At 69.6% G+C, this 15,301-nt stretch carries 14 protein-coding genes, 1 tRNA gene and 1 pseudogene; 11 read left to right on the forward strand and 5 right to left on the reverse strand.

Features of this window, described 5'->3' with window-relative positions:
* Both AB0I18_RS24455 and AB0I18_RS24460 read left to right on the forward strand, forming a co-directional pair.
* Positions 1-765: SAM-dependent methyltransferase (locus AB0I18_RS24455; RefSeq protein ID WP_363107691.1), on the forward strand; the 765-nt coding region annotated here is incomplete at its 5' end.
* Positions 766-987: 222 nt separating this feature from the next.
* Positions 988-1,671 carry a haloacid dehalogenase type II gene (locus AB0I18_RS24460; protein ID WP_363107692.1) on the forward strand — a complete coding sequence of 228 codons (684 nt, stop codon included), beginning with the start codon at positions 988-990 and terminating at the stop codon, positions 1,669-1,671.
* A 219-nt stretch (positions 1,672-1,890) separates the two neighbouring features.
* Here AB0I18_RS24460 and AB0I18_RS24465 read toward each other — a convergent pair whose 3' ends face one another.
* Together AB0I18_RS24465 and AB0I18_RS24470 are read right to left on the reverse strand one after the other, a co-directional pair.
* Complete coding sequence (locus AB0I18_RS24465; RefSeq protein ID WP_363107693.1) at positions 1,891-4,284, reverse strand: excinuclease ABC subunit UvrA; 2,394 nt, start codon at positions 4,282-4,284, stop codon at positions 1,891-1,893.
* A 325-nt stretch (positions 4,285-4,609) separates the two neighbouring features.
* A pseudogene (locus AB0I18_RS24470) lies at positions 4,610-4,753 on the reverse strand (VOC family protein); the annotation flags it as partial.
* A 328-nt stretch (positions 4,754-5,081) separates the two neighbouring features.
* Here AB0I18_RS24470 and AB0I18_RS24475 point away from each other — a divergent pair.
* The 6 genes from AB0I18_RS24475 (at position 5,082) to AB0I18_RS24500 (ending at position 10,087) form a co-directional block, all read left to right on the forward strand.
* Positions 5,082-5,615 carry a dihydrofolate reductase family protein gene (locus AB0I18_RS24475; protein ID WP_363107694.1) on the forward strand — a complete coding sequence of 178 codons (534 nt, stop codon included), beginning with the start codon at positions 5,082-5,084 and terminating at the stop codon, positions 5,613-5,615.
* A gap of 100 nt (positions 5,616-5,715) precedes the next feature.
* Positions 5,716-6,633 carry an alpha/beta hydrolase gene (locus tag AB0I18_RS24480; protein ID WP_363107695.1) on the forward strand — a complete coding sequence of 306 codons (918 nt, stop codon included), beginning with the start codon at positions 5,716-5,718 and terminating at the stop codon, positions 6,631-6,633.
* Positions 6,633-7,043, forward strand: coding sequence for a YciI family protein (locus AB0I18_RS24485; RefSeq protein WP_363107696.1), 411 nt, complete (start codon positions 6,633-6,635; stop codon positions 7,041-7,043). Before AB0I18_RS24480 ends, AB0I18_RS24485 begins: the two co-directional genes overlap by 1 nt.
* A 59-nt stretch (positions 7,044-7,102) precedes the next feature.
* Positions 7,103-8,377, forward strand: a complete 1,275-nt coding sequence (locus AB0I18_RS24490) for an RNA polymerase sigma factor (protein WP_363107751.1) — start codon at positions 7,103-7,105, stop codon at positions 8,375-8,377.
* Between the two features lie 152 nt (positions 8,378-8,529).
* The gene (locus AB0I18_RS24495; RefSeq protein ID WP_363107697.1) at positions 8,530-8,814 is read left to right on the forward strand and encodes an antibiotic biosynthesis monooxygenase family protein; all 285 of its coding nucleotides are present in this window, start codon (positions 8,530-8,532) and stop codon (positions 8,812-8,814) included.
* Positions 8,815-9,031: 217 nt separating this feature from the next.
* Positions 9,032-10,087, forward strand: a complete 1,056-nt coding sequence (locus tag AB0I18_RS24500) for an SDR family oxidoreductase (RefSeq protein WP_363107698.1) — start codon at positions 9,032-9,034, stop codon at positions 10,085-10,087.
* Positions 10,088-10,100: 13 nt separating this feature from the next.
* Here the strand turns inward: AB0I18_RS24500 and AB0I18_RS24505 are convergent, their stop codons facing one another.
* Together AB0I18_RS24505 and AB0I18_RS24510 are read right to left on the reverse strand one after the other, a co-directional pair.
* The gene (locus tag AB0I18_RS24505; protein ID WP_363107699.1) at positions 10,101-10,439 is read right to left on the reverse strand and encodes a winged helix-turn-helix domain-containing protein; all 339 of its coding nucleotides are present in this window, start codon (positions 10,437-10,439) and stop codon (positions 10,101-10,103) included.
* A 108-nt stretch (positions 10,440-10,547) separates the two neighbouring features.
* Positions 10,548-11,306: a class I SAM-dependent methyltransferase gene (locus AB0I18_RS24510; RefSeq protein WP_363107700.1), complete on the reverse strand. Its 759-nt coding sequence runs from the start codon at positions 11,304-11,306 to the stop codon at positions 10,548-10,550.
* Between the two features lie 251 nt (positions 11,307-11,557).
* Here AB0I18_RS24510 and AB0I18_RS24515 point away from each other — a divergent pair, with 251 nt between their 5' ends.
* The 3 genes from AB0I18_RS24515 (at position 11,558) to AB0I18_RS24525 (ending at position 14,590) form a co-directional block, all read left to right on the forward strand.
* Entirely contained in the window at positions 11,558-12,757 is a 1,200-nt protein-coding gene (locus AB0I18_RS24515; protein WP_363107701.1) for an AAA family ATPase, read from the forward strand.
* A 20-nt stretch (positions 12,758-12,777) separates the two neighbouring features.
* The gene (locus AB0I18_RS24520; RefSeq protein ID WP_363107702.1) at positions 12,778-14,397 is read left to right on the forward strand and encodes a VWA domain-containing protein; all 1,620 of its coding nucleotides are present in this window, start codon (positions 12,778-12,780) and stop codon (positions 14,395-14,397) included.
* Between the two features lie 115 nt (positions 14,398-14,512).
* A tRNA-Trp gene (locus AB0I18_RS24525) sits at positions 14,513-14,590 on the forward strand.
* Between the two features lie 55 nt (positions 14,591-14,645).
* Here AB0I18_RS24525 and AB0I18_RS24530 read toward each other — a convergent pair.
* Positions 14,646-15,236 (reverse strand): TetR/AcrR family transcriptional regulator, encoded by a 591-nt coding sequence (locus tag AB0I18_RS24530; RefSeq protein ID WP_363107703.1) that lies wholly within the window; start codon positions 15,234-15,236, stop codon positions 14,646-14,648.
* Positions 15,237-15,301 lie beyond the last annotated feature (65 nt).

Here is a 15,301-nt window from a genome sequence, read left to right on the forward strand (position 1 = left end):
ACCTCGGTGCCGCACTCGGCCCGGATCTGGAACTACTGGCTGGGCGGCAAGGACAACTACCCCGTCGACGAGGAGGCCGGCGACGCGTACACCGCCGTCTTCCCCGGCATCGTCACCATCGCCCGCAGCAGCCGCGCCTTCCTGCGCCGCAACATCACATACCTGGTCTCCGAAGCGGGCATCCGGCAGTTCCTGGACGTCGGCACCGGCCTGCCGACCGCCGACAACACCCATGAGGTGGCCCAGCGGCTCGCCCCCGAGACCCGGATCGTCTACGTCGACAACGACCCGCTGGTCCTCGCGCACGCCCGCACCCTGCTCTACTCCACCCCTCAGGGGGCGACCGCCTATGTCGACGCCAACGTGACGGAACCGGACCGCATCCTGGCGGCCGCCGCCGACACGCTGGACTTCACCCGCCCCACCGCCCTCATCCTCAGCAACATCCTGGGCCACGTCGCCGACCACGACCAGGCACGCTCCATCGTCACCCGCCTGATGGACGCCCTGCCGTCCGGCAGCTACCTCTCCGTCAACGACGGTTCACGGGGCATCGACCCGGTCTTCGAACAGGCCCAGGACGCCTACAACAAAAGCGGGGCCATCCCGTACATCCTGCGCACCGTCGACCAGATCACGGCGTACTTCGACGGCCTGGAGCTCATCGACCCCGGGGTCGTCTCGGTCCCCCTCTGGCGCCCGGACCCCACTGCCCAGGCCCCGCACCCCATCGGGGAACACGGCGCCCTCGCCCGCAAGCCCTGACAGTCGTCACGGCCTGACGGACCAGGACCCGCGTACACGACGGACCGTCATCGCGCAGGCGACGGCGGTCCTGTCGTGCGGCCCGCGCAAACGACCTCTGGTCCAGCCCGCGGGCGGGACGGGGAATCACTGTTCAGCCGGGTCGGTTGGCCCATAGGCAAGGCTGAAACCCGGCTCGGTGCAGCGGCTGCTGAAAGGGCCGCCTTTCACGAGGAGAGTCCGTTGAGCGGTCCCGATCCCAGGTTCATCACGTTCGACATGTACGGAACTCTGACGGACTTCGCCATCGGGCCCGCCGCCAGAGAGGTCATCAAGGATGTAGCTCCGCCTGAGAAACTGGACGCCTTTCTCCACCGGTTCAGCTGCTACCAGCTCGATGAAGTGATGGGCGACTGGCGTCCTTATGACGAGGTCATTGCTCGATCCTTCGAGCGAGCCTGCCACAGCACCGGAGTTGAGTTCCGGCCGGACGATCCCGCCAGGATTTTCGCGGCGATCCCGGAATGGGGGCCTCACCCCGACGTCCCAGAGCCGCTCGCGAAGCTCGCCGAGCACTTCCCTCTCGTCATCATCTCCAACGCCGCGGACAGACACGCCCACCAGAACGTCGCGAAGCTCGGCGCATCGTTCCACGCGGTATACACAGCGGAGATGGCGCGGGCCTACAAGCCAAGGCTGCGTGCGTTCGAGTTCATGTACGAACAGTTGGACTGCCGCCCGGAGGAGACGATGCACGTGTCGTCCAGCCCACGCTACGACCTGCAGTCGGCAACCGACCTCGGCGTGCGGGACACGGTGTATCTCAACAGAGGAACCGAGCCGTCAGCGCCCTTTTACCACGCCTACGAGGTCACGTCCCTCGCCGGGGTGGCAGACATTCTGGGCGTGTCAACTGCCCAGCGCTGAAGCACTGATACAGGGCCGGCACGGCCCCATCATGACGCCGCGGCGCTGCACGCCGCCCGGCCAAGGATGCGATCCCTCCCAGGCGTGACCGCCTCTGCGAGGGCAGACGCTCATCCGGCGCCGGTCCGGCGGGCGGAGTGCGGCTACGAGAACGCGATGGTCCCCGGAGTCGGACACTCCCGCGCCGGACAAGTCCCACGGCGTCCGAGAGGGGCGCGGTCAGTTGCCGACGTAGGCCGCGAGGTGCTCGCCGGTGAGGGTCGAGCGGGCGGCGACGAGGTCGGCGGGTGCACCCTCGAAGACGATCCTGCCTCCGTCGTGGCCGGCGCCGGGACCGAGGTCGATGATCCAGTCGGCGTGCGCCATGACCGCCTGGTGGTGCTCGACGACGATGACCGACTTGCCGGAGTCGACGAGCCGGTCAAGCAGGCCGAGCAGCTGCTCCACGTCGGCGAGGTGCAGACCGGTGGTCGGCTCGTCGAGGATGTAGACGCCTCCCTTGTCGGACATGTGGGTGGCCAGCTTGAGCCGCTGCCGCTCGCCGCCGGACAGCGTGGTGAGCGGCTGGCCGAGGCTGAGGTAGCCGAGCCCGACGTCGGCGAGCCGGTCGAGGATGCGGTGCGCGGCCGGCGTGCGCGCCTCCCCTGCGCCGAAGAACTCCTCGGCCTCCGTCACCGACATCGCGAGCACCTCGCTGATGTCGCGGCCGCCGAAGTGGTACTCCAGCACCGCTGCCTGGAACCGCTTGCCCTCGCAGTCCTCGCAGGGCGCGGCGACACCGGCCATCATCGCCAGGTCGGTGTAGATGACGCCGGCGCCGTTGCAGGTGGGGCAGGCGCCCTCGGAGTTGGCGCTGAACAGTGCCGGCTTCACGCCGTTGGCCGTCGCGAACGCCTTACGGATCGGGTCGAGCAGTCCGGTGTACGTCGCCGGGTTGCTCCGTCGCGAGCCCTTGATGGCCGCCTGGTCGACCGAGACGACGCCCGCTCCGGCGGGGATCGATCCGTGGATCAGCGAGCTCTTGCCGGAGCCGGCGACGCCGGTGACCACGCAGAGCACCCCGAGCGGGATGTCGACGTCGACACCCTGCAGGTTGTGTGTCGTCGCGCCGCGGATCTCCAGCGCGCCGGTGGGCTTCCGTGCCGTCTCCTTGAGGGTGGCCCGGTCGTCGAAATGGCGGCCGGTGACGGTGCCGCTGGCCCGCAGCCCTTCGACGGTCCCCTCGAAGCAGACGGTGCCGCCCGCCGTACCGGCGCCGGGGCCCAGGTCGACGATGTGGTCGGCGATCGCGATCGCCTCCGGCTTGTGCTCCACGACGAGCACCGTGTTGCCCTTGTCCCGCAGCCGCAGCAGCAGGTCGTTCATCCGCTGGATGTCGTGGGGGTGCAGGCCGATGGTGGGCTCGTCGAAGACATACGTCGTGTCGGTGAGCGAGGAGCCGAGATGGCGGATCATCTTGACGCGTTGCGCTTCACCGCCCGACAGCGTGCCCGCCGGCCGTTCGAGCGAGAGGTAGCCGAGGCCGATCTCCACGAACGAGTCGAGCGTCTGCTGCAGCGCGGTGAGCAGTGGTGCCACCGACGGGTCGTCGAGGCCCCGGACCCATTCGGCCAGGTCGCGGATCTCCATCGTGCACGCGTCGGCGATGCTGATCTTCTTGATCTTCGACGAGCGGGCCCCTTCGCTGAGCCGGGTGCCGTCGCACTCGGGACAGGTGGTGAACGTGACCGCCCGCTCCACGAAGGCCCGGATGTGCGGCTGCAGCGCCTCCTTGTCCTTGGACAGGAACGACTTCTGGATCTTGGGGATCAGCCCCTCGTAGGTGAGGTTGACGCCGCTGACCTTGACCTTGACCGGTTCCCCGTAGAGGAAGTCGTGCAACTCCTTCTTGGTGTACTCGCGGATCGGCTTGTCCGGGTCGACGAAGCCGGACTGCGCATAGACCTGCACGGTCCACTGGCTGTCCGACTTCCAGCCGGGGATGGTGAACGCGCCCTCGGCGAGCGACTTCGAGTCGTCGTAGAGCTGGCTGAGGTCGATGTCGGAGACCGCGCCCCGGCCTTCGCAGCGCGTGCACATGCCGCCGGTGCGGTTGAAGGTCGCCTTCTGCGCCTTGGTCTTGTTACCGCGCTCGACGGTGATCGCACCACTCGCCCGGACCGAGGCGGTGTTGAAGGAGTACGCGCTGGGCGGGCCGACGTGCGGCTTGCCGAGCCGGCTGAAGAGGATGCGCAGCATCGCGTTGGCGTCGGTGGCGGTGCCGACCGTGGAGCGCGGGTCGGCACCCATTCGCTGCTGGTCGACGATGATCGCGGTGGTCAGGCCATCGAGGACGTCCACCTCGGGCCGCGCCAGCGTCGGCATGAAGCCCTGCACGAAGGCGCTGTACGTCTCGTTGATCAGCCGCTGCGACTCCGCGGCGATCGTGTTGAACACCAGCGAGCTCTTGCCCGAGCCGGAGACTCCGGTGAACACCGTCAGCCGGCGCTTCGGGAGCTCGATGCTGACATCCTTGAGATTGTTCTCGCGCGCACCGTGCACGCGGATCAGGTCGTGGCTGTCGGCAGCGTGCAGCGCAGGCGACTGCGTGTCCGTTCTCCTGGCCATGCTCATCGTGTCTCCATCCGTTGGGCGGGGCCGCCTTCGCGGTCTCCGCCGGCGTCGCCTGGCTCGATCTAACCAAGCTTCGAGCGGTACGTCCGGTTCTCCTTAGTTACCACCGCCGCGGCAACGGTCCGCTGTCTACGTGGTCGGCGATGTCGGGCGGGATGGCAGGACGTCCATCCGGCTGACGCGGCCGGGATCGCGTCCGGCGCAGAAGCCAAGGCATCCGTACCGCTTCGCCCCGTGGCAGCGCTGGGCCCCGGCCACGCGGCGCGCCCGAGCGACGCATCGGACAGACCGACGACAGTCGCGCACCAGCTCGCGGTCGGACGGCTCACTTCCGCTCCTGGATGCGGATCAGATTGCCCGCGGAATCGCGGATGCCGTACGGCTGCTCGACCGGCTCCTGGACGACCTCGGCGACGACGGCCCGCAGCCGCGCGAAGGTGGCGTCGAGGTCGGCGGTGGCCAGGAGGATACCGGCGCCAGAGACGCGTCCGGATCGTCGTGCGGCAGGAAGCCGGCGTGAATGGTGATGTCCATGGCCATCACGTTAGGTGCGGCTCGGGGGCCGGCGCTTCTCGATTCCTGACCGGTCTGGTCCCTCTGTCAGCAGTGATCTACCCGGACATACGAGGCGGACAGCATCGCGGTCTTCGACAAGCTGATGGCCAAGCACCGGCGGCGGCCTGACGACACTGCACGGTCCCCGCGTCCAAATCGACTCCCATGGCGCGTCGGTCTGAATGACCGCGAATCCCCAGCCGTCCGGCTTCCAGAAGGACGGGCGACCACAGGAGGCAGCAATGCGCAAGCTGACCGTCGGCACTCTGGTGTCCCTCGACGGGATCTTCGGCAACCCCCGCTCATGGGCGTCGCAGTACTTCGACGACGAGGCAGCGGACCGGTCCCTGCAGAAGCTGACCACCGCCGACGCGATGCTCATGGGACGCCACACCTATGAGTACTTCGCGCCGTCCTGGCCCACGCTGACCGGACCGTATCCCGACCGCGTCAACGCCATACAGAAGTACGTATTCTCCTCGACTCTGACCACCGCGGAGTGGAACAACTCGACGATCGTCTCCGACGACCCCGTGCGGGCCGTCAAGGAGTTGAAGCAGCAGGGCGACGGCGACCTGGTCGTCTACGGCTACGGGCAACTCGCCCGGACTCTCCTCCAACACGATCTCGTCGACGAGATCGACTTCTGGGTCCACCCCGTGGTCCTCGGCGACGGGCTCCCGCTGTTCCGGCCGGGGCAGCTCAGGCACCTGCGGCTGGTGTCGGCGCAGCCGTACTCGACCGGAGTCGTGTCGCTTCGCTACGCCACATCCTGAATTCCACCCCGCCGGCCTGTCCAAAAGCACCTCGCTGCCGCGTCGGCTTGATGCACGGCACCAACGGGGTGGCCGACGCGGACCAGAGGGAGCGAGAGCCATGGCGAGCCGGCAGTCGGAAGCGGTCAGGGAGGCCTACCGGGCCTGGACGGCCGAGCTGCATGATCCGGATACGACACGGCGGGAGCCTCGTGAGACCGACGACCACTGGGGCGACCTGACGGCCGAACCCCGTGGAGTCGACTACATCGAGACCGACGCGGGCGGGGTTTCCGCGATGTGGGCGGCCCCGAAGGGGAGCGACCCGGACCGGGTGCTGCTCTGTCTGCACGGTGGCGGGTTCGTGGGCGGTTCGCTCTACACGCACCGCAAGCTGTTCGGCCACCTCGCCAAGGCGACCGGGGTGCGCGCACTGATCGCGACGTATCGGCACACACCGGAGTACCCGTATCCGGCGCAGCTGGAGGACGCGACTGCCGCGTACCGGTGGCTCCTCGGCCAGGGTGTCGCCGCCCACCGGATCGCGGTGGTCGGCGACTCCTCCGGGGGCGGGCTGGCCGTCAGCGCGATGCTGCACGCCCGCGCCACGGGGACGCCGACCGCGGCCGCGCTGCTGCTCATCTCGCCCTGGGTGGACATGGAGGTGGGCGGAGCGTCGTACGAGACCAACAAGGGGACCGACGCCTACTTCCAGCGGGAACTGGTGCGGCAGCTGGCGGACATGTTCCTGGGCGGGGCCGGTCCCAGGGAGCCGCTGGCCAGCCCGTTGCACGCGGACCTCGCGGGGCTGCCACCGGTGTTCATCCAGGCCGGCGGTGACGAGACGCTGCTGGACGACAGCCGTAGCCTGGAGAAACGCGCGCGGGACGCGGGGGTCGAGGTGCGGCTGGACGTCTTCGCCGAGCAACAGCACACCTTCCAGATGGCTGCGGGCCGTGCGCCGGAGGCCGACGATGCCATCGCCCGGTTCGCGGACTGGGTCCGTCCCCGGCTGGGGCTCACCGGAGGAGACCACTGATGCCGCAGTACATGCTGCTGCTGTACGCCCCCGACGCGGACGAGGCCGGGCGTGCCGAACGCTGGGCCGAGATGCCGTTGTGGACGGAGGTGACGGACAGCCTGCGCGAGGCGGGGCTGCTGGTCGCGAACGCGCCGCTGCACGGAGTCGAGACGGCGACGACCGTACGGGTGCGGGGTGACGAGACCGAACTCACCGACGGCCCGTTCGCGGTCACGAAGGAGATCCTGGCCGGCTTCTACATCCTGGAGTGCACAGGGCTCGACGAGGCCCTCACGCATGCCGCGCGGCTGCCCACCGCACGCTACGGATCGGTCGAAGTGCGGCCGATCGCGGGTGCGGGCGAGCTGCCCGCCACCGGTCCGGTCGCGGGTTCGTCGGAGCCGCGCCCGGCGGATACCGACCCGTGACCGGCGTATATCGGCCCGTGACCGGCGGACACGCACCCATGCCCGACGGACACGCAGCCATGCCCGGTACGTCCGGTCGGCCGGCGGAGGCGGACGATCCCGCTGCCGCCGCGGTCGCGCGCGTCTTCCGGGACGAACGGGTCGCCGTCCTTGCGACGTTGATCAGGCACGTCGGCGACATCCAACTCGCCGAGGACGCCGTGCAGGACGCGTTCGCGGCCGCGCTCGGCGCCTGGCGGCAGGACGGCGTCCCGCGCCGCCCCGGAGCGTGGGTCACGGTCGCGGCCCGCAGACGTGCGATCGACCGACTGCGACGGGAGAGCTCCCAGTCCGAACGCACCCGGCGCCTGGCGGAGTTGATCCGCCTGGACCAGGCGGAAGAGGCACCGATGACGCGTGGCGACGACGTGATCCCGGACGACCGGCTGCGCCTGATCTTCACCGCCTGCCATCCCGCACTCGGACTGCAGGCGCGGGTGGCGCTGACGCTGCGCGTCGTCGGAGGACTCACCACGGGCGAGATCGCGCGGGCCTTCCTCGTGGCGGAGCCGACGATGGGCAAACGGATCGTGCGGGCCAAACGCAAGATCGCGACGGCCCGTATCGAGTACCGGGTGCCCGCCGGGTCCGAGCTCCCCGAACGGCTCGGCAGCGTCCTGCGGGTCACGTATCTGATCTTCAACGAGGGGTACGCCGCAAGTGCCGGCGAGGTTCTGGTGCGCGGCACGCTCTGTGCGGAGGCTATCCGCCTCGGACGGCTGCTGTGTGAACTGCTGCCCGACGAACCCGAGGTGTGGGGGCTGCTGGCGTTGATGCTCCTGCACGACGCCCGGCACGCCTCTCGCGTGGGCGACTCGGGCCAATGGGTCGGTCTGGACGACCAGGAACGCTCCGCCTGGGACCGTGACGAGATCGCCGAGGGACTGCTCACCCTCAAGCACGCCCTGCGCCTACGTCGACCGGGCCCGTACCAGCTCCAGGCCGCGATCACCGCTCTGCACCTCCAAGGAGCCGACACCGGCGTGACCGACTGGCAGCAGATCGCGCACCTGTACAGCGTGCTGGCCGGCCTGGACCCCTCGCCCGTGGTCGCACTCAACCACGCCGCCGCCGTGGGCTTCGCCGCCGGTCCCGAACAGGGCCTGGAGATGCTCGCACCCCTGCTCAGCCATCCGGCACTGGCCCGGTACCAGCCGCTGCACGCGACGCACGCCGACCTGCTCAGACGGACAGGCGACGCGGCGGGTGCCGCCGAGGCCTACCGACGGGCGATCGCCCTGACCACCAACGAGGTCGAACGCGCCGAACTCCGCCGCAGGCTGCACAGCCTCTGACCCGAGGCCGAGGCCTGCGACCACCTGCGGCCGTCATGGCACGAGACTGCTGGAGGCAGCACGGCCGGACCGATGAGTTTCGGGTCAGGTGCAGGTCCTTGACGGGGAGAGCAGTTCGACAGTGCCCGCCCGGGGCCTTGAGGAGGACGATCGTGATCATTGTGGCCGGCAAGTTGTACGTCGATTCCGATGCACGTGGTGACTATCTGGCCGGATGCGATCGTGTCGTCGAGCAGGCGCGGGCTGCCGCCGGGTGTCTGGACTTTGTGCTGGCCGCCGACCCGGTCGAGGCGGACCGCGTCAACGTGTACGAGCGGTGGGAGTCGGACGCCGAACTGGCGGCGTTCCGCGGCGCCGGACCCGAGCCGGAACAGGCGGCGGCGATTCGGGATGCGGACGTGAGGAAGTACCGCATCTCCGCCGTTGAGGCGCCGTAGGACGTCAGGGCATGGACGAAGCGCCGGTACCCGCTGTGCGGCCCGGCCCGGCCGCCTCACAGGCCAATCTCTAGGTACGCCTTGCGTCGTACCTAGAGGGCATGCTTCACTCCGCAGGTACGAACAACGTCGTACCTTCCGGGCCTTCGAACCATCGGCGGCCCGCGGCGCCTGAACGTCGAAGGCGTTCCGTCAGTCAGCTGAAGGAAACCAACGTATGAGCACGGACCAGAAGGCCGCCCTCGTCATCGGGGCGAACGGCGTCGTCGGACGCGACATCGTCGAGCATCTGCGCAGCCTCGGCGACTGGGACATCGTCGGCGTCTCCCGGCGGGGCGGCGAGGACAGCGGCCGTCTGCGATACGTCGCCGTCGATCTCCTCGACGCCGACGACGCCCGCGAGAAACTCGGCCCCCTGACGCACATCACCCACATCTTCTACGCCGCCTTCCAGGACCGGCCCAGCTGGGCGGAGCTCGTACCGCCGAACCTGGCGATGCTGGTCAACGCCGTGGACGCGGTCGAGCCCGTCGCACCGCGGCTGCGGCACATCAGCCTGATGCAGGGGTACAAGGTCTACGGCGCACACCTCGGCCCGTTCAAGACCCCGGCTCGGGAGACGGACGCGGGGCACATGCCGCCGGAGTTCAACGTGGACCAGCAGTCGTTCCTCGAAGAGCGGCAGCAGGGTAAGGCCTGGACGTGGTCGGCCATCCGGCCCTCGATGGTGGGCGGGGTCGCCCTCGGCAACCCGATGAATCTCGCCCTGGTGATCGCCGTCTACGCGGCCATCTCGAAAGAACTCGGCCTCCCCCTGCGTTTCCCGGGCAAGCCCGGCGCCTACGACTCCCTGCTGGAGGTGACCGACGCCGACCTGCTCGCGCGGGCCACCGTCTGGGCGGCCACCGACGAACGCGGCGCGCGGCAGGCGTTCAACGTGGCGAACGGCGACCTGTTCCGGTGGAACGAGATGTGGCCCAGGATCGCGGAGTTCTTCGAGATCGAGGTGGCACCGCCGCTGCCGATGTCGCTCACCGACGTGATGGCCGACAAGGAGGCGCTGTGGAACGAGATGGCGCGGAAATACGGTCTCGCCCACTCCTACGAGGAAGTGTCGTGCTGGAACTTCGGCGATTTCGTCTTCGGTCTTGACTACGACATGTTCGGTGACACGTCCAAGCTCCGGCGGGCCGGTTTCCACGAGTACGTCGAGACGGAGCAGATGTTCTTCGACATCTTCACCGAATTCCGCAAGCGGAAGATCATTCCCTAGCCGTTCCCCGCACTCAGCGGCTTTCCGGCTGATCGGCGGCTGGGCTTTCGTGAGCGAGCAGGCCGATCAGACCGGGAAAGCGCTCGTCGAGTTCTTTGCGCCTGAGCTGCACTCCACGGTGGTTGCCGTAGTTCGGGTGCAGGATCAGACCGGCTTCGCGCAGCACGCGGAAGTGGTGTGTGCAGGTCGACTTCGACACAGGCAGTTCGAAGGAGGCGCACGTTCGCTCGGTACCGGTGGGCTCCGCGATGAGCTCGGTCACGACCTTGCGGCGCAGCGGATCGGACAACGCCGCCAGGACGTTGCTCAGGTCCATCTCGTCAACCGCGGGGTGTCCGAACTCGTCGGGCATGAAGCCGTCACCCTCTCTGGCCGCCTGCACATGTGTCCCCGTACGCGAGTCTGCGTCTGCGGACAGGCACGTACAACTGTCATCGTACCTGCGGCGCACAGCGTCGCTTCAGGCCTGAGCAGTGGCCGGTCGTACGACGGTCAGGCCGCACCGGTACGGCTCGTCGAGCTCGCCGTCGGGGAAGCGCCGTGCCAACGCGGTGCGGTTCGCGTCGAGGAGTTCGGCCCGCTCGACGGGGTCCATGACCACGAAGTGCGAGTGGGTGCCGAGGTTGCGGATGTGCTCCTCGACGGTGATGCGGCGTGACCACGTGATCTCGCGGGCAGCCGCCCGGACGGGGAACGGGGCGAACAGTTCGGCCACGGTCGTCGGGAAGCCGCGGGTGAAGGGCGCGAGCCGGTTCTCCTCCGCCGCGACCCAGTCGACGCGGACGTCGGCCTGGTTCCACCACAGGGCCAGCACACCGTGCGGGCGCAGCACGCGCAGCGCCTCGGGGACGGAGCGGGCCGGGTCGGTCCAGTGCCAGGCCTGGGCGTAGGTGATCACGTCGAAACTGCCACCGGCGAAGGGCAGGCGGTTCCCCTCGCCCCGCACCAGCGGAACCTCCGGTGCGGCCCGGCGCAACTCTTCGGCCATACCGGCGCCCGGCTCCAGGGCGACGACGCGGGCGCCGCGCTCACCCAGCAGCCGGGTGGCGATACCGGTGCCGGCCCCGCAGTCCAGCACGTCGGCGCCGGCCAGCGCCAAGCCGGCGAGCTCCTCCATGGCGTCGAAAAGCGCCGCCGGATAGCCCGGGCGGGCGGCGGCGTACTGCGTGGCAACGGCGTCGAAGGAAAGGGCGCGGGATTGGTTCGAGTGGGATGTCATGCCCGGGATCCTTCCCGCGAGCTGGCGGACGTGCCACGCCCTTCGTGAACCGGCCGGTGTGACGGTTGCCGGCGACCGCGCCGCCGTGCGAGTGGCACGGCGAGCCGGGCTCTGCCCGCACACACGGTGGCCGGCCGATCGAGGGGCGGGAGGGTCTGCCCGGTCTCCAAGTTATCTTGCTCGGGCACAGGGCGGTTTCTGGGAACAGTCGTCTCGTCGCCCAACAGGGCGTTGCAGGCAAGGAGTTGAGTATGGGCGCGCAGAACGCGCAGGACACGGCCACGCGGCTGCGGGCGATCTGCGACGAGCTGTCGGACCGTTTCTACGAGCGGGCCGACGCGGTGCGGACGCTGGTGGTCGCGCTGCTGGCCGGGCAGCACTCGTTGGTGCTCGGCCCGCCCGGAACGGCGAAGTCCGAGTTGGCCCGGGAGCTCACGGGCCGGGTCGAGGGGGCGTCCTACTGGGAGATCCTCCTGTCGAAGTTCACCGCGCCGACGAGGATGTTCGGTCCCATCGACGTCGCCGCGCTGGCCCGGGGCGAGTACCGCCAGGTCTACGACGGGCGTGCCACGACCGCGCATGTCGCGTTCATCGACGAGATCTTCAAGTGCTCCACGGCGGCGCTGAACGAGACGTTGGGCTTCCTCAACGAGCGGATCTATCACCCCGAGAGCGGCGGCGAGCCGATCCGCTGCCCTCTGATCGGGGCCATCACGGCGAGCAACGAACTGCCCAGCGGGGAGGACACGGCGGCGATCTACGACCGGCTGCTGGTGCGGATCGAGGTCGGGTACCTGGCAGACCCCTCGAACTTCGCCGCGCTGGTCCGCTCCGCCGTCAGCCGCCCGGCGGCACCGGCACGGACCACCATCGGGCTGGCCGCGTTGCAGCACGCCGTGGCCGAAGCCGTCCCGGCCGTGGACGTCCCCGACGTGATCGTGGATGCGGTGTGCACGCTGCGGGCCGCCCTGCGCCGCAGGGAACTCGTCGCCTCCGACCGCCGCTGGCGGCAGTCGGTGAGCCTGCTCCAGGCGTCCGCGTATCTCGACGGCCGCCCGGCGGTCGCCGAGACCGACCTGTCGGTACTGACTCACGTGTTGTGGGACTCCCCCGCCGAGCGCCCGACCGTCGAGCGCGAGGTGCTGCAACTGGTCAACCCCGACGCCAAGGAAGCGCTCGACCTGGCCGACGCCATGGAGGAGTTGGAGGCCCAACTCGACGCCATGGCCGGGCAGTCCCGCGAGGCGCTGAGCGAGTGGGTCATCAAGAAGGCCCACAATCAGCTGGCTATGGCGGGGAAGCGCCTTGAGAAGCTGCGCGAGGAGGCGGCGGGTGCCGGCCGTTCCACCGCCGCCATCGACCGGGTCACCGGCCGCCAGCGCGCCGTCCGCGCCCGCGTTCTCACCGAGGCCCTCGGTATGGACGCGAGCATGGTGGAGGCCCAGCTCTGAGCACCGGGAGGATCAGGACCATGGGCGAGACACCGAGCACGCTCAATGAGCTGGCGAGCCGGGCCGGGAGGTGGTTGGCGCTGTCCGCCGCGGCTCCCGAGTGGTCCTCGGCGGCCGTGGTCGCGGACCGGTTCGAGCAGATCACGTGGCGCGACACCTTCGAGCAGTCGGCCGGACTGCGCGAGCTGGCCGAGGAGCTGAACGAGCGCTACGACCACACCGCCGACCTCCTGACCGACACGTTCCTGGCCGCCTACAAGGTCAACCCTCGGTTGCGAGAGCGCGCGGAGATGGCCCCCTCCCGGCTGGTCAACCATCAGGTCATCACCTCACTGGTGGAGTCACCGGAGTTCGCCGAGCTGCGCCGGGAGACGGTCGGCGACCCCTACGCCGCCGCCATGGCCGTGCTCGCCCAGGCCGCCGCGCTGCGCCGGATGCTGGAGCGCTCCCGGGATACCCAGGAACAGGCGGAGCAGGCGGAAAGGGACCAGCAGGACGCCGAAGGCGCGGCGACCGCAGTGGGCGAGGCGCTCCGGCAGGCCGTCGACGGGGCCGACGAGGACGGCGCCGTGCCGACCCCGGCCGCCGACGCCGTACAGCGGGCGATCGAGGCCGCCGACACGGCCGGGACCGCCGCGCGGCAGGCCGCCGAGGACGCCGCGCGAACCCTCGCGGCGGCGGCCCCCGGTATCCGTGCCGCCGCGCGGAACGCGGCGGCGAAGGCCGCCGAGGGCGCCCGGGAGGAGGCCGCGCTGATGCGGGCATGGGGTGTTGGTCCCGGCGAGCTGGAACGGATGCCGTTCGACCGGCGCGCCCGGCTCGCCGAGCGGCTGCGTACCAGCCGTCTCGCTCAGTGGGCCGAACTGATCGGCCGTTTCCGGCAGATGGCCGGCGGTGAGCGCGCCCGCAAGGTGGAGAACGCCACCGGAGAGCTGGTCGGCGTCACGCTCGGCAACGATCTCTCCCGCGTCATCCCTTCCGAGCTGGCCAACCTCGGCCTGCCCGAGCTGCGTGCGGTGTTCGCCGCGCGCTACGCCGCCGGGGAACTGATGCTCTACGACAGCCAGGGAGAGCAGACCACCGGCCGGGGCGCCATCATCGCGTGCGTCGACACCTCGCACTCCATGTACGAGGCAGGGCCCGGCGGAGTCACCCGGGAGGCGTGGGCCAAGGCGTGTGCCCTGGCACTGCTGGACCAGGCCCGCCACGCGGGGCGTGACTTCGTCGGCATCCTGTTCTCCGCCGCCGACAAGCTCCAGGTCTTCCGGTTCCCGGCCGACCAGCCGGCCGGCATCGACCGGGTCCTCGAGTTCGCGGAGACCTTCCTCGGCGGCGGCACCAGCTATCAGAGACCGCTGACAGCGGCCGGCGAACTGCTGGAGGAGGAGTTCAACGACGCCGCCCGCATGCGCGGCGACATCGTGATGCTCACCGACGACGACTGCGGCGTCACCGAGGAATGGATGCGCGGCTGGCACGACGCCAAGCACCTGCTGGGCTTCCGTGTCTTCGGCGTGGCCATCGGCGCCCCGCGCGTCGCCGAAGCCGACTCGGTCCTGGACGCCCTGTGCGACAACCTCCGCTCCGTCGAGGACTTCACGGACGTCCACGCCGCCGCCGACCTCTTCCGCGTGATCTGACCCGAGCGGCGGCAGGTGGCCGACCTGGTGGAACGGGAGCGGATGACGGCAAAGGGGCCCGGGCTAAATTCCGTCGCCCAACACCCGGCGGTCATGCCAAGCTGACACCTGACAAAGGGGCGTAGCTCAGCCCGGCCAGAGCAACGGATTCCAAACCCGTACGCCGCAGGTTCGAATCCTGCCGCCCCTGCCAACCATGGACACGCGCCGCGAGAACGCAACTCCAAGAGCTGCTTCTGGCACCGACCCTAACGGCCGGTCCTGGTGTCGAGGCCGCCCACGATCAGCTCGGTCAGTGCAGTGACCGCGTCGTCGGTGGTCGCCCGCTCTCGGTTCAGCTCGGCGGCGATCGTCTCGGCCGCACCCAGCACGCCGACGCAACGCAGCCGAAGGGCTTCGGGTGTGAGACCGGAATGCGGCAGCAGCGCCGCGGCCATCAGGTCCGTGTAGCTGTCGATCAACTCGCGCTGGGCCGCCTCCATTTCCGGATCTCCTTTCAACGCGGCGGAAACAGCGCTGAGTTCCGGCATGTCGGTGGCGCAGGCGAAGTACGCGGTGCTGATGACACGGGCGACCACGTCAGCGGTGGGCGCGGCATCCCGCAACGCCTGCGCGATCGCGTCCCGGTGACGTTCGTCGAGTCGTCGGTAGAGCGCGAGCAGCAGGCCGGGGCGGGTGCCGAAGTGGTCGTACACGATCGGCCTGCTCACCCCGGCCGCCTCCGCGAGGGTGACCAGAGTCAGACCGTCGGCGCCCTGGGTGCGCACGATCGCCACGGCGGTATCGAGCAACTGCTCCCGTCTGGCCTGCCTGGACAGACGGGTCGTTGTGGTGGCCATGGTCCTCCTTTACGTCGCACCGCAGCCTATGCTACAAAACGTAGGTTACAAAATGTAACTTCATG

This window comes from Streptomyces sp. NPDC050704, from assembly GCF_040654355.1.
Classification (GTDB): domain Bacteria; phylum Actinomycetota; class Actinomycetes; order Streptomycetales; family Streptomycetaceae; genus Streptomyces.